The 14,692-nt window shown below is 66.7% G+C and carries 12 protein-coding genes; 5 read left to right on the top strand and 7 right to left on the bottom strand.

The window, feature by feature from the left end; all coding sequences use genetic code 11:
• Positions 1–6: 6 nt before the first annotated feature.
• Entirely contained in the window at positions 7–1,188 is a 1,182-nt protein-coding gene (locus KY501_RS34500; protein ID WP_224367951.1) for an SGNH/GDSL hydrolase family protein, read from the bottom strand.
• 200 nt (positions 1,189–1,388) lie between these two features.
• Positions 1,389–2,177, bottom strand: a complete 789-nt coding sequence (locus KY501_RS34505) for a hypothetical protein (protein ID WP_224367952.1) — start codon at positions 2,175–2,177, stop codon at positions 1,389–1,391.
• 258 nt (positions 2,178–2,435) lie between these two features.
• Between KY501_RS34505 and KY501_RS34510 the strand changes: the two genes are divergently transcribed.
• Positions 2,436–3,344, top strand: a complete 909-nt coding sequence (locus KY501_RS34510; RefSeq protein WP_224367953.1) for a LysR family transcriptional regulator — start codon at positions 2,436–2,438, stop codon at positions 3,342–3,344.
• Between the two features lie 14 nt (positions 3,345–3,358).
• Here the strand turns inward: KY501_RS34510 and KY501_RS34515 are convergent, their stop codons facing one another.
• Positions 3,359–4,339, bottom strand: a complete 981-nt coding sequence (locus tag KY501_RS34515; RefSeq protein ID WP_224367954.1) for an MBL fold metallo-hydrolase — start codon at positions 4,337–4,339, stop codon at positions 3,359–3,361.
• A gap of 140 nt (positions 4,340–4,479) precedes the next feature.
• Between KY501_RS34515 and KY501_RS34520 the strand changes: the two genes are divergently transcribed.
• Positions 4,480–4,983: a DUF1801 domain-containing protein gene (locus KY501_RS34520; protein ID WP_224367955.1), complete on the top strand. Its 504-nt coding sequence runs from the start codon at positions 4,480–4,482 to the stop codon at positions 4,981–4,983.
• Positions 4,984–4,999: 16 nt separating this feature from the next.
• Here KY501_RS34520 and KY501_RS34525 read toward each other — a convergent pair whose 3' ends face one another.
• Both KY501_RS34525 and KY501_RS34530 read right to left on the bottom strand, forming a co-directional pair.
• Positions 5,000–5,614, bottom strand: a complete 615-nt coding sequence (locus tag KY501_RS34525; protein ID WP_224367956.1) for a carbonic anhydrase — start codon at positions 5,612–5,614, stop codon at positions 5,000–5,002.
• A gap of 113 nt (positions 5,615–5,727) precedes the next feature.
• On the bottom strand, positions 5,728–7,599 hold the full coding sequence (locus tag KY501_RS34530; protein WP_224367957.1) for a DUF5011 domain-containing protein: 1,872 nt from the start codon (positions 7,597–7,599) through the stop codon (positions 5,728–5,730).
• Between the two features lie 327 nt (positions 7,600–7,926).
• On the opposite strand from KY501_RS34530, the gene KY501_RS34535 reads away from it, so the two are divergent.
• On the top strand, positions 7,927–9,741 hold the full coding sequence (locus KY501_RS34535) for an acyl-CoA dehydrogenase (protein ID WP_224367958.1): 1,815 nt from the start codon (positions 7,927–7,929) through the stop codon (positions 9,739–9,741).
• Positions 9,742–9,838: 97 nt separating this feature from the next.
• A complete protein-coding gene (locus KY501_RS34540; protein WP_224367959.1) occupies positions 9,839–10,885 on the top strand; it encodes a fatty acid desaturase in 1,047 nt (348 codons plus the stop codon).
• Positions 10,886–10,894: 9 nt separating this feature from the next.
• Here KY501_RS34540 and KY501_RS34545 read toward each other — a convergent pair whose 3' ends face one another.
• Positions 10,895–11,308 (bottom strand): DUF3037 domain-containing protein, encoded by a 414-nt coding sequence (locus tag KY501_RS34545; protein ID WP_224367960.1) that lies wholly within the window; start codon positions 11,306–11,308, stop codon positions 10,895–10,897.
• Complete coding sequence (locus KY501_RS34550) at positions 11,286–12,068, bottom strand: HipA family kinase (RefSeq protein WP_224367961.1); 783 nt, start codon at positions 12,066–12,068, stop codon at positions 11,286–11,288. Before KY501_RS34550 ends, KY501_RS34545 begins: the two co-directional genes overlap by 23 nt.
• Positions 12,069–12,504: 436 nt before the next feature.
• Here KY501_RS34550 and KY501_RS34555 point away from each other — a divergent pair, with 436 nt between their 5' ends.
• On the top strand, positions 12,505–14,568 hold the full coding sequence (locus KY501_RS34555; RefSeq protein ID WP_224367962.1) for an alpha/beta hydrolase family protein: 2,064 nt from the start codon (positions 12,505–12,507) through the stop codon (positions 14,566–14,568).
• Positions 14,569–14,692: the final 124 nt, after the last annotated feature.

A 14,692-nucleotide genomic window follows, 5' to 3' on the forward strand; every position in this document is an offset into this window, starting at 1 on the left:
TGGATTTCAGGGAGCGACCTTGAACAAGCTGAGCTCCACGGCGTTCGCTATCGCCTCGGCGCCCTTGTCGCTCGGGTGCAGGTGATCTCCACTGTCATAGGCCGGCAGGAGGGCCAGTGGGTCGGCGGGATCCTGCAATGCCTTGTCGAAATCGATCACCGCATCGATACCGGGGTTGGAGCGAACCCAGGCGTTGTAGGCCTGACGCTTGGCCTCGAACTCCGGCAAGTAATAGGGCCGGCCGACCGCCTGCGCGTTCTTGAAAGGCAGCAACGTGCCCACAAGCACCTTGACGCCTCGGGCCTTGGCCTTGTCGATCATCGACTGCACGCCCGCGGTCATCTGCTCGACCGTCACCACCTGGTCGGGCACGAAGGCCGGGAAGCCGATGTCGTTGATTCCCAGCACGAAGACCACATGGCTCACGCCGCTCTGGCCCAGCACGTCGCGGTCGAAGCGGCCCACGCCCTTCGGGCCGATGGCATCCGTGAGGATCCGGCCGCCGGCGATGCCCGCATTCACCACGCTGACGGTGCCCACGCTCCCATCGGCCTGCAGGCGGCGAGACAGGATGTCGGGCCAGCGGTGATTCGTGTTCGGGGTGGTGCCCACCCCATCCGTGATGGAATCGCCGAGGGCGACCACCACGCGAGCCTGGGCGCTGCGCTGCACATCCAACCCCGAGACGAAGTAGTACGAGGCTCGCTCTTCAGGCTGGGCGAGGTTCTCGGCGGAGAGGGCGTTGCCAGAAACCACGTATTGGGTCTGCAGGGCGATCGAGTGCACCGTCGCCACAGGGGTCTCCGAAGCCAGGAACACGCTCACCGCCAGGTTGTCCTCCGGCTTCACCTCGAGCGCCGCGGCATCGCTCCACAGCTCACTTCCAGGAGCGACCTCCGCGGACGTGCTCCCGCTGAACTTGAGCTCGGTGTCCGTGCCCGGCGCGATGCTGGCACCGCCCGCGGAGCGAGCGATGTGCGCGCCATCGATCTTGAGCGAGCTCTTGCCGAACAGGTTGCTGAAGCGCACGCGCACCTGCTCTCCACCGATCGAGATGTGCAGGATCTGCCGGACCGTGTGGTTGTTGAACGAGAGGGGCGGCGGCGGTGCGGGAAACGGTTCGTTGTAGTCCTGCTGGGCAGCGGCCCAGCTCGCGTACCAGCCGGAGGACGGAGGCTGGTTCCGCAAGAGGCTGCACCCCGAGAGCAAGACCCCCGCAAGGGTTGCCGCGAGTGCGCTTCGCATGAGCCCGCGACGCGTGAGCGCATTCCAGGAAAGGCGTCGGAGGGGCAAGAGGTGCTTCATCGTCAACTCCTGGGGAGAGGGTGAGAACGCGTGTCTAACCCTCCTCCCCAGGCGAAAGAAGAAATTGATGGCCCGAGCGAGGCTCAGAACCTCAGCCAGTGCTCACCCCAGGCGCCGGTCACGATGATGCTCGTGTCCGACTGCCGCGCGAGGCCCAGCGAGCCGTAGTTGGTGTAGCCGCAGTAGTGCGCGCCGGAGATGCACAGATCCGTCGAGCCCCACCGAGGCCCATCCCACTGGAAGATGGCCGTGCCCAGGTGCTCGTAACGGGACGTGCTGCGATAACCCGCGCCGTACCATGCGGCCGGCTCGTTGGTGTGACCATCCGCGTGCAGCAGGCAGCGGACGTGGTAGCTCCCGTCCATCGCGGGGACCCACATCTGCTCGAGGTTGCCGCCACAGTACCGCACGTCAAACGGCAGCCGCGTGAAGCCCAGCGCGACGTTGCTCGTCGAGCGATACCAGTCCTCGGTGTACGCCCCGCGGACCTGGACGATGGCCGGCCCGGAGCTGATGGGCGCCGTCGAGGTGAGCGTCAACGTGCCGTTGGCGAAGCCCGCCGTGTCCTCTCCATTGCCGTAAATGTCCGCGGACCACCCGCGGAAGTTCCTTCCCCCGTTGAAGATGTCGCCGATGGCATAGCCGAGGTGCCGATACTCGGTGGCGCCCCAGCGACCCTCTCCGTAGAAGGTGAAGGACCGATCATCCACCACCTTCACGCAGCGGACGCCGACGACAGAGGTGCCAGAGCGCACCTCGTACGTGAACGCGTAGGGACCGCAGGTGAAGCTCTGTGCGTGCGCCGCGCCGCCCCAGAACGTGCCAACCACGGTGAGGAGGGCCAGAGCGTGGGAGATGAGCCTGTGCATCATGCATTCCTTTCAGAGAGCCGGAGGACAGGCGCTGGTGCCTGAACCCGGATGCACGGCCCATCAGCAGGGTCCGTGCCAGGAAGCGGGACTTCCGTATCAGCTTGAATTCCTTGATGAAGCCGGAAGCACAGACACTCTGAGTGACGTCGATCGTCGAGGACTGTCGAAAGGTGACGAAGAGCGACGGAGGGTGACGAGGCTCTCGAATCCCAGTGCGTCAACGGAGGCGTTCGGCTTGAAGATCTGCATCATTACCTGATGGATCTCAGCCAGGTGGACCTCCGCCTCCTGCTCGCACTGGAGGCGCTCTTGGAAGAACGCAATGTGACGCACGCGGCGGCGCGGCTGAAGCTCAGCCAGCCGGCACTCTCAGCCCGCCTGAGCCGACTGCGGAGCCTGTTCGCGGATCCGCTCTTCGTCCCCGCCTCCCATGGGCGGGGCGTGGTGCCCACTCCGCGCGCGGCGGAGATGCAGCAACCTCTGGCCGATGCGCTCGCCCATTTGCGACGCATCATGGAAGGCCCCCCGGTCTTCGATCCCAGGCGCAGCCGGCGAACCTTCGTCATCGCCATTCATGACAACCCCGCAGCCATCCTGATGCCCGGGTTCGTCCCACGGCTGCTGGCCTCCGCGCCCGCGGCTCGCATGGCCCTCATCCAACCGGGTCGTGACATCCTCGAGAAGCTCGAGCAAGGCACCGTGGATGTATCGATCGGTCTCCCCGACAACGCGGTGGGCGGCGATCTGCTCCGCCGCCCGCTGTTCGAGGATCGTTTCCTGACTGCTCAGCGCAAGGGCCATCCCCGTGGAAAAGGCCCCATCGACCTCGACACCTTCTGCTCCCTGGACCACCTGATGATCTCCTCGGATGGAGGTGGATTCTCAGGCGTGGTCGACGCGGCGCTGGCCTCGCTCGGCCGGCAGCGCCGCGTGGCGGTGTCCATCCAGAGCTATGCCCTGGCGCCCGTGATCCTGGCCAGCTGCGACTGCATCAGCACCCTGCCGAGCCGCTTCGTCCATCGCTTCGCGCGCCAGCTCGATTTCGTGCAGCCGCCCCTGGAGTTGGCCCCGATCACCCTCACGGCATTCTGGCATCCCCGCAATCAGGAAGATCCAGCGCACGCCTGGCTGCGCGAGCGGCTCTTCCAGATCGCGCGCCAGACCTGAGCACCGTGAAGGACCTACCGATTATCGCGATCGAAGTAATCGATCGGCACCCAGATGTATCCGCTCCCCTCCGCCCTTACGTGGCCGATGCCGGGATAGGGCAGGTGCGTCCCCGCCACGAGCTTTCGCTGGGTCGCCGCCAAGGAGAACTGTTTGGCCCGTTGCGCGGCCGCAGCGCTCGGATCGACGTCATAGACGATGGTGACCGACGGCTTGGGGAACTGCACGGCGGCGAAGTGGAGAATGTCGCCCCACACCTCGAGCTGCTGCCCCTGGCTCTCGATCAGATAGAAGCTGTGGCCCGGCGTATGGCCCGGCGTGGGAATCGCCGTGATGCCTGGCAGGATCTCCCCGGCGCTGGTGAAGGGCTTGACCTTGCCAGCGCGCATATAGGGCCCCACGGTCTTGACCGCCCCGTCGAAGTACTTCCGGTCATACCCTCCAGCGCCGATGTTGGCGGGGTTCAGGAAGAAGTCGACGTCGGCCTTGCCGACATGCACCGTGGCGTTCGGAAACACCATGCCCGTGGCATCGACGAGCCCTCCGGAGTGATCCGCGTGGATGTGGGTGATCAGGATGTCGTTGATCTGCTCGGGCCGGTAGCCCGCAGCGGCGAGGCTGGCGATCAACTTGCCCCCCAAGCCGGGCCCGAACAGCAAGCCCGCGCCGGTCTCCACCAGAACCAGGCGCGAGCCGGTGTCGATCAAATAGGCGTTGATCGAGGCCTCGACAGGGTTCTTCAGGAAGGAACGCTGCAACAGCTTGTCCACTTCCGCGGGCGTGGTCCGAGTCAGAAGCGCGTGGAGGTCCTGGGGAACACTGCCGTCCGACAGGACCGAGATCTGGAAGTCCCCCAGGCGAAAGCGATAGACGCCGGGGAGTTGAGCCTTCCACTCCGCCGCAGGAGGGGAAGCTTCGGCGAAGGGGGCTGCGAAGCCTCCCGAGAGCGTGGCAACGGACGCCAGGAGGGAGAGCATGAAACGATGTTTGTGCATGTGCAGAACTCCAAGACACGGGGAAGTGATGAGCACCGCCACCGCTGCACAAACTAAGAAGGCCCTCTGTCCGGTTGAAATATCCCCGCCGGATGGGACCCATCCACGCGGCCAATAGTTCGAAGGAGACTTCCGCCAACATGAAACGCACACCCGAGAAGCCGCCCCAGCAGCGCGTAAGGACTAAAAAGGGCGCGTCCCCTCAGCGCTCGTCTGGTGAACCCGCCACCAAGCGAACCACGAAGGGTGGGCCCGACAGCTCGCAGACGGATCCGGCCGTCGTGTCCTTTCTGGAGGAACTGGATCACCCTCTGAAGAAGGAGATCGAGGCCGTCCGGAAGATCATCCTCGGCGCCGATCCCGCGATCCGCGAGGCCATCAAATGGAAGGCTCCCAGCTTTCGGACAACGGACTTCTTCGCGACCTTCCACCTCCGCTCCACGGACCGCCTTCAGCTGGTCTTCCACATGGGCGCCAAGGTAAAGGCCACCGCGACCACGGGGATCCGCATCGACGATCCTGCCGGGCTGTTGGAGTGGCTCGCCAAGGACCGCTGTCTCGTGACGCTCGGTGCTGGCAAGGACATTGCTGCCAGGAAAGCAGCGTTGGAGGCCCTCGTCCGCGAGTGGATCCGCTGGCTCTGATGCGCAGTGAGCCCGCTCAGAGCTGGAAGAAGTCCACCTCGCCGCTCTCCAGGTTGTACTCCGCGCCCACCACGCGCAGCCCGTCCTCGTACACCATCCGCTCCAGGATGCGCGAGCCGTGCTTCAGGTGGTTCACCGCCGCCCGAACGTTGGCGCGCACCGCCTCGCGCATGAGGCGGGTGCGGTCCTTGGCCAGCTCCGTGTGCACCAGTCCCTCGATGGCGGGCCGGACGCGGTCCACGATGGAGTGCAGGTTGGGCGAGATGGGCGCCTGCGAGTTGTCGATGACGTTGAGCGTGATGTCGATGGCGCTGCAGAGCGTGTGCCCCATCACCACCACCAGCCGGGTGCCAAAGGCCTCGGCCGCGAACTCGACGCTGCCCACCTGCGACGGCGCGACGATGTTGCCCGCGACGCGGATGACGAACAGGTCTCCAAGCCCCTGGTCAAAGACGATCTCCGCGGGCACTCGCGAGTCCGAGCACCCAAGGATGATGGCGAAGGGCTTCTGCCCCTTCACCAGCTCGCCTCGGCGGAGCTGGCTCATCATCACCTCGGCGCTCCGCAGGTGATTCACGAACCGGCGGTTTCCTTCCTTGAGATGGTCCAGGGACTCCTGTGCGCTCTTCATGCCGTCCCCTCTACCTCATTGGGCAGGCAGTCAGCGAGGAGAACCATGCACCCGCGACGCCCTGTCCCCTCCCCGTGCCACGGAGAGGGGACAGGCAGTGTCCGTCTTGTTCACTACCAGGGGCAGTTGACGACGTTCACGGTGCGCGTCACGGGCGTGGCGCTGTTGCCGCCGCTGTCCGTCACCGTGTACGTCACCGTGTACGTGCCCACCGCCCAGCCATTCACCTCGCCGGTCTTCCACACCTGCGGCGTGAGGTTCCCGTAGCACGCGTCCGTCGCCGTCACGCCCGGATCCACCCACTGGCTGCCGCACGTGTGCGTCATGGTCGCCGAGCCCAGGAGCGTGAGCGTCGGGGCCGTCCGGTCGTCCACGATCACCGTGCGCGACGCGGTCGCCGTGAGCCCATTGGCCCCCCACGCGGCGTACGACATCTGGTAGGTGCCCTCGAGGCTCGGGTTGGGGCCCGGACCGCTCGAGTCGTGACCCGTGTTGTACCCACGCACCACCAGCGAGCTGCCGCACCCATCGACAGCCTGGGCGCCCGGATCGTTGTAGGGGCCCGAGCCGCACTCCAACGTCAGCTCCGCGGCACCGGTGAGCGTGAGGGTGGGAGCCTGTGACTCGCACGCCTGCGGCTCCTTCAGGACCCGTCGCATGGTGCGAGTCATCGAGGTCACGGGATCCGCTTCGTAGTAGGTCGTCAGCACGAGTCCCGGAGCCGCCGCGGCGATCGCCCCACGCTCCAGGGCCGTGTTCATGGACAGGTTGGAGAGCTCAACCTCCGCACCCGCCGTCACCGTCCCCTGCGTCGACATCTGCGAGGCGACATACTTGAGGCCCATGCCGCCGCGCACGCTCTCCCAGATGAACCGATAGTCTTGCCCGTCGAAGGTGACCTCGGGCAACCCTACGGGGTTCTGGCCCACGACGATGTCCGTCGAATCCAGCAGAGCGCCACTCGAGGAGTTCAGACGCCGGGCCCGCAGGGTGGCCCCCCCGTACCACACCACGAGGAACTCACCGCTCCGGGAGGCCACTGCCGGAAAACTGCCAGACGACGATACGGTGATGGGGTTGGTGTCCAGCACCTGGCCATCCTGGGCCTGGACACGGGCTGCCAAGAGGTTCCCATCCTTCGCCCACGTCACCAGGTAGTTCCCATCCGCGTAGGCCACGCGGGCACGAACCCCCAGTGGCAGGTCGATGGTTCCGACAGGTGCAGCGATGATGAAGCGGGTGGACTCGATGCATGTCCCATCCGAGGCCCTCACGCGGGTGCCCTGAATGGCCAAGGCGTAGTCGTAGATGGTGGAGCGTGGGGTGACGCCTTCCCAGATGACCAGGTAGTTCGTCCCATCGAAAGCCACCGCGGGCCGATTCTGGGGATAGGTGCCATAGCGCCCATCAGGGATGTGGCTGATGACGAAGGGTGTATCCAGCACGGCTCCATCCGAGGCCCTCACGCGCGTCCCGTGGATGAAGTGGTCGCCGTATTGCGTGTTCTGCTCCCAGACGACCAGGAAGTTGTTGCCGTCGAAGGCCACCGCGGGCGCCGTCTGATCGACAGGGCCCGTGGCGATGGGGAGAGGGCTGGCATCCAGCGACGTGCCATCCAAGGCGTTGATGCGAACACCCAGGATGTCCGCACCACCGGTCTGGCTGGAGCGCTCCGTCCAGACAACGAGGTAGATGCCATTGCCTGCCGCGATCGCCGAGTGTGGCTCCCAAGCGTTGGCCACCGGCACGGGACTCACCGGGCTCTCGGCCAACGCTTCCAGCGCGGCGGAGGAACTCCTGGCGCTCGTAGGAGCAACGGTCTTCTCGAGTTCGCCGGGCTGGCTCGCCTCGCAGGCGGTCAGCACCGCGCACAGGGTGAACAGCGAGGACAGGGCTCCACGGCTTCTCGCGGAAGGTGAAGCACGTCCGCGGGGGCTGACGACTCTGCGTTGATCTGGCTCGATGCGTGGGTTCACCCGCGTCATGGGGCTCCTGCCTCCTGAAAGCCCACCCGGGATTGAGTGGGAATCCCTGGCCAGGCGAGCGCCCGAGAACGGGGGCCGATCCACAGAAAGGGCTCGCATCCGGCTGCAAGTTTTCAGTCCAGCTATATGAAGGTTTCTACTAAGCTGCGCAACCAATAATTCCAGAAAATCTCATTTTCACTGTAAATGGACGCCAGCGCTCCCTCTGGGGACGCAACTGGATGGGGGCGGTGGGGAACCTCGCCGTCACTGCGCACACACGGTAGCCTGGGGCCCTTCATCCCCAGCCGCCGGCCCTGATCCCGGACCGGCGCAGGAGCCTGCCTGATGTCGTCCCCGAACCACTACAAGCCCAACCTGCGAGACCTTCAGTTCAACCTCTTCGAGTTCCTCGACATCGGCAACACCTCGCTGGGCAAGGGCGCCTTCGGCGACATCGACGAAACGGCGGCGCGGCAGACGCTGGAGACAGTCCAACAGGTGTGCCTCAACGAGGTGGCGCCCAGCTTCGGCGAGTCCGAGCACACGCCTCCGGTGCTGGAGAACGGGCAGGTGACGCTGCCTCCGCTGCTCAAGCGCGCCATCACCGCCTACTACGAATCCGGCATGCCGGAGCTCGAACTGCCGCAGCACATGGGAGGCCTGGGGGCGCCGCCCACTTTGTGCTGGGCCACCTTCGAATTGCTGGTGGGCGCCAACGCAGCGGTGGCCTTCTACACGCTGGGCACGCTCGTCGCGCACGTGATTGATCGGCTGGGCACCGAGGCGCAGAAGCGCCGCTTCCTGCCTCACATCAACGAGAAGCGGTGGATTGGCACCATGGTGCTCACCGAGCCGGACGCCGGCAGCGACGTGGGCGCCGCGCGAGCCACGGCCCGCAATGTCGGTGGGGACATCTGGGAAATCGAAGGCGTGAAGCGGTTCATCACCAGCGCGGAGCACGACGCGTCGGACAACATCATCCACATGGTGCTGGCGCGGCCCGAGGGCGCGGGGCCAGGCACCAAGGGCCTGTCGCTGTTCATCGTCCCCAAGTTCTGGGTGAACGAGGACGGCAGCCTGGGCGAGCGCAACGGGGTGGTGTGCACCAATCTCGAGAAGAAGATGGGCATCAAGGGCTCCGTCACGTGCGAGCTGACGTTCGGGGACGGCAAGCCGGCGCGCGGCCTGCTGCTGGGCGAGGTGCACGAGGGCATCCGGCAGATGTTCCACATCATCGAGCAGGCGCGCATGGCGGTGGGCATGAAGTCCATGGCCACGCTGTCCACCGCGTACCTGAACGCGCTGGAGTTCTCCAAGGAGCGCAAGCAGGGCGCGGATCTGCTGGCCGGGCGGGACAAGTCCGCGCCGCGGGTGACGATCATGCACCACCCGGACGTGCGGCGGATGCTCATGGCGCAGAAGGCTCACGCCGAGGGCATGCGCGCCCTGGCCCTCTTCACTGCCTCCATCCAGGATCAGGTGGAGATCAAGGGCGGCCACCGGGCGCTGGCGGCAGCGGAGCTGGACTCGCTCAACGACTTGCTGCTGCCGCTGGTGAAGGGCTACTGCTCGGAGAAGGCGTTCGAGTTGCTGGGGGTATCGCTCCAGTGCTTCGGCGGCTCGGGGTACCTGGCGGACTACCCCATCGAGCAGTACATCCGAGATCAGAAGATCGACACGCTGTACGAGGGCACCACCCACATCCAGGCGTTGGACCTCATCCTGCGCAAGCTGGCGCGCGACGGCGGCGCGACGCTCCAGGGGCTGCTGAGCCAGGTGCGGCAGACGGCCGAGTCGGAGCTGGGCGGCAAGGAGTTGGAGGCGGAGCGGGCCGCGCTAAGCCAGGCGCTCACGGGCCTGGAGACGATGCTCGGGGCGCTCATGGGCAAGCTGGGCGAGTCGCTCTACCACGCGGGCATGCAGGGCAACCGGGTGCTCATGTCGGTGGCGGAGGTCGTCATCGGCTGGTTGCTGGTGCGCCACGCCGCCGTGGCATTGGAGCGCACCAAGGTGAACCCCGGCGACAAGGCCTTCTACGCGGGCAAACTGGCCTCGGCGCGGTGGTTCTGCCGTGAAGTGTTGCCCCACATCGCCCACGCCGCGCGCATGGTGGAGCAGAGCGCGCTGGACCTCATGGAGGTACCCGAAGAGGCCTTCTGAGCGGGTGCACGGGGGGCAGTCAAGCAGTCAACGTTGACTTGCCCTCCAGTCCGACGATAGGAGCCTCCTGTTTTTGCACCGGGAAACGGGAGGTTCGATGTCGAAGCCAGCTCCGACGGAGTACGAGGTCGTCCAGGGCCCCGAGCCGCATCCGGGTCGGACCAAGGCCATCCTCAAGGCCCACCCGCAGGTGCAGAAGCTCTTCGGACGTACCCCGGCCACCGGGCTGTTCGTCCCGTTGATCCTCGTGCTGCAGTTCGGCATGGCGTTCGCGGTGCGCAACCAGCCCTGGTGGGTGATCGTCCTGGCGGCGTACACGCTGGGCGCCATCGTCAACAACACCTGCTACGTCATCATCCACGAGGCCACGCACAGCCTCATCTTCAAGGGGCGCACGGCGAACCTGCTGGCGGCCATCGGGGCGGACCTGGTGCACGTGATTCCGTCCGCGGTGACGTTCACGCGCTTCCACCTGGTGCACCACCGCCACCAGGGCGAGTTCGACCTGGATGCGGACCTGCCCTCGCACGCCGAGGCGAAGCTGGTGGGCAACAGCACCTTCATGAAGGCGATGTGGATTGCCTTCTTCCCGCTGATGCAGGCGCTGCGCATGCCGCGCTTCTCCAAGCTGATCAACTTCTGGGAGCCCTGGACGGTGGTGAACGCCCTCGCCGTGTTCGCGGTGGATGCGGCCGTCCTCTACTTCATGGGCCCCTGGGCGTTCCTCTACGTGGTGCTGAGCATCTTCTTCTCGATCGGCCTGCACCCGCTGGGAGGCCGGCTCATCCAGGAGCACTTCATCATCTCCCACCCGCAGGAGACGTACTCCTATTACGGCCCGTGGAACCTCACGGCGCTCAACGTGGGCTACCACAACGAGCACCATGACTTCTCCGCCGTGCCGTGGAACCGGCTGCCCCAGGTGAAGGCGCTGGCTCCCGAGTACTACGACACGCTGGTGTGGCACCGCTCGTGGACGGGGCTGCTGCTCAAGTTCATCTTCGATCCGTCCCTGAGCCTCTACAGCCGCATCACCCGCCCGGGCCCCCAGAAGCGCCAGGTGCTCACCGGTGGCGTGGGCCTCGTGCCGGACTCGGTGGAGTCGCTGCAGAAGCCGCCGTCCGCTGTGGACTCGGCGGCCTGAGCGTCGGTGTCACCGGGGCGCCTGTGCTCCCGTGGGGCGCAGGCGCACCATGGTGTCCATGAGGTGCTCGAGGGCCCGCGTCGGGTCCTCGCACAGCCCGGAGTGCACGGGCGCAGTCTGGATGATGGTGCTGCGCGGAGCCACCAGCCAGTGCCAGCGCTCCTTCTGGGGCAGCTGGCCGATGGGGCCCGCCTTCCTTCCTCCCTCGCAGATGCGCGGAATCGCCTCCAGGTGGCTGCGCACCAGCTCCACGTCCACGTCAGGCGCGAGCGCGAGCAGACGCGGCTCGTCCAGCTCCACCTTCGCTGACAGGAAGCGGCTGGTCAGGCAGAAGAGGATGATGCCCGCGTTGATGCACTCGCCACGCTCCACGCGCGGCACCACGCGGACGATGGCGTAATCAAACGAGCTGCGCGCGGGCACGCTCCGCCTCCTCGATGAAACGGGGGGATGCCTCCAGGCGCTCGCGAAGCCACGCGAGGTAGGCCGCCCGGTGCTCCTGCTTGCTGGGGAACGCCTCCTCTGTCCCCAGCCACTCGTCCGGGATCAACGCCACCGTGCGCTCCAGCACCTCGGGCGTCAGCTTGCCGCGCAGAGCGGCCTCCGAGGCCCTCAGCGCCGTGGCCCAGGGCAGTAGCACGTGGTCCTTGATAGGGGCGAACGCGGTGCGGGCGCGTTCCAGGTACTCCGCCCACGAGTGGTGGAAGTACATGGCCGCGCCGTGGTCGATGAGCCACAGCGACTTGTGCCAGTGCAGCATGTTCGGGTTCTTCGGGGTCCGGTCCACGTTCGTCACATACGCATCGAAGCAGACGATGTCCGAGGCCTCCTCGGCGGCGGGCGTGGGGCCGACCACGGGATCGAACGTGATGGAGCCTGGCAGGTAATCCAGCCCGAGGTTCAGCCCTCCACTGGCCTTGATCAGGTCTCGAATCTCGCCGTCCGGCTCGGCCCGGCCCAGCACCGGGTCCAGCTGGATGAAGACCAGCTCCGGGACGCGCAGCCCCATGGCTCGTGCGAGCTCACCTGCCAGCACCTCGGCGATGAGCGCCTTGAGCCCCTGTCCCGCGCCTCGGAACTTCAGGACGTACAGCCCTGAGTCATCCGCCTCGACGATGGCCGGCACCGAGCCACCTTCGCGCAGCGGCGTCACGTATCTGGTCGCCGTCACTGTTCTCAGCATCGCCCCGCACTTATCACGGGGCCGCGCGAGCTCCGCAGGAACCGCACGGGCCGTCCAAGCCCGCCACCTCACCTCGCCTCACCCCGTGTTCTGGCCTCCACCCAGCTCGACGCCCCCTCCGGGCGGGCTCCGGACGAACCTGTCCACCTGTCAGACAGGTTTCGCCAACGCGCGAGTCCCAGCCTCGCCCCTGCCGGGAGCGGTTCAAACCCACCGGTCTGCTTGTCATACCTGTTGTGCCAAAACGCGCGCCCTCTGCCCGGCCCTCCTCGGAGTGCAGCCCCGACCTGGTGCGTCGGAGCACGGATGCACTCGCCTGAAGGAGACGCGGCGGTTGCTCGCAGTGGACAGGCGCGAGTGAAGCAGGCACGTTCCCCGCCGCCGTGCCTTTGCCGGCGCGGCGCATGGAACCCGTTACTCCGACTCGGAGGAAACCTTGCCCCTGTCGCTCCTGGCGGCCCTGGCGCTCACGGCTGCCCCCGCCACCTCTCCCCACCCCTACAACGTCCAGGATCAAATCACCCTGCGCCGACTCAGTGATCCGCGCGTCTCCCCGGATGGCCAACGCATCGCCTTCGTGCTGCGCAGCACGGACCTGGAGGCCAACCGCGGCCGCAATGACTTGTGGCTGGTCAACCTGGATGGCTCTGGCGCACGGCAGCTCACCTCGCACCCGGACAGCGACAACCAGCCGGTGTGGGCACCGGATGGCCGCAGCCTCTTCTTCCTGTCCTCTCGAGGCGGCTCCTCGCAGGTGTGGCGCCTGCCCATCGACGGCGGAGAGCCCCAGCAGGTGACGAAGCTCCCGCTGGACGTGAACGCCTTCACCGTCTCTCAGGATGGTACCCGGCTCGCAGTGGCCCTGGAGGTCTTCCCCGACTGCGCCACCCTGGAGTGCACTACGCAGCGTCGGGAGGCGAAAGCCAAGAGCAAGAGCTCCGGCCGCATCTACGACAAGCTCTTCGTCCGACACTGGGACACGTGGGCGGACGGGCGCCGCTCGCACCTCTTCGTCCTGCCCGTGGCCGGTGGCACGCCCGTGGATGTGACGAAGGGCATGGATGCGGACGCTCCGGGCAAGCCTTTCGGCGGAGCCGACGAGTTCACCTTCACCCCGGATGGCAAGGGCGTGGTCTTCACCGCCCGGGACGTGGGCCGGCAGGAGGCCTGGAGCACCGATCTGGACCTCTTCCTCGCCTCGGCGGACGGCCAGGGCCAGCCGCGCAAGCTCACCACCAGCAACCGCGCCACGGACACCGCTCCGGTGTTCAGCCCGGATGGGAAGACGCTCGCGTACCTTGCGATGGAGCGCCCGGGTTATGAGGCGGATCGTCTGCGCGTCATCCTCCGCTCGTGGCCCGACGGCAAGGAGCGCGTGCTGACGGAGAAGTGGGATCGCTCGGCGGAGGGGCTCACGTGGAGCGCGGACGGCAAGACGCTCTTCACCACGGCCTACAACGAGCTCCAGCACCCGGCCTTCGCCATCGACGTCGCGAGCGGGGCAGTGCGTCCCCTCCTCCAGGAGGGCTACGCCGCGGACGTGCAGCCGGCCGCCGGAGGCCGCATCGTCTACGCGTTCGACACGCTGAAGTCCCCCACGGACCTGTACTCGAGCAACGTGGATGGTTCGGATGCGCGCCAGCTCACCCGCGTGAACCAGGAGGCGCTGGCCTCCATCCGCTTCGGCGACTCCGAGGCCTTCACCTTCTCCGGCGCGAACGGAGACAAGGTGTTCGGCTACGTGATGAAGCCGGTCGACTTCGATCCGAAGAAGAAATACCCGGTGGCGTTCCTGATCCACGGCGGGCCGCAGGGGAGCTACAGCAACCACTTCCACTACCGATGGAACCCGCAGGCGTTCGCGGGTCACGGCTACGCGGTGGTGAGCGTGGACTTCCACGGTTCGACGGGCTACGGGCAGGCCTTCACGGATGCCATCCAGGATGACTGGGGCGGCAAGCCGCTGGAGGATCTGCAGAAGGGACTGGCGGCGGCGACGGCTCGCTACCCGTTCCTCCACGCCGAGCGGGTGTGCGCCCTGGGCGCCAGCTACGGCGGGTACATGATCAACTGGATCGCCGGCAACTGGCCGGACCGGTTCAAGTGCCTGGTGAACCACGACGGCATCCTGGACGAGCGGATGGGGTACTTCGACACGGAGGAGCTGTGGTTCCCGGAGTGGGAGCACCGCGGCACGCCGTGGGACAACCCGAGCGCGTACAGCAAGCACAACCCCATCGACCACGTGGGCAAGTGGAAGACGCCGATGCTCGTGATCGAGGGCGGCCAGGACTTCCGCGTGGTGGAGACTCAGGCGCTGGGAACCTTCAACGCGCTCCAGCGGCGGGGCATCCCGTCGAAGTTCCTCTACTTCCCGGACGAGAACCACTGGGTGGTCAAGCCCGCCAACAGTGTGCTGTGGCACGAGACGGTGCTGGGCTGGTTGGATCAGTGGACGAAGCAGGGTGCTGCGGCCCCTGCGGCCAAGAGCACACCGTAGCGCTGTGGGTGCTGGCGGGGGCGCCTGGTGCGCTCCCGCCCACGTAGGACGGAGTGAAAGTCCCCGCGCTCCGTGGGACTTCTTGCGGCGGCCATGAGGCCGAGCCCCGCCATCCCCAGGCGGT

The sequence above is a fragment of the Hyalangium versicolor genome (assembly GCF_020103695.1).
Lineage (GTDB): Bacteria > Myxococcota > Myxococcia > Myxococcales > Myxococcaceae > Hyalangium > Hyalangium versicolor.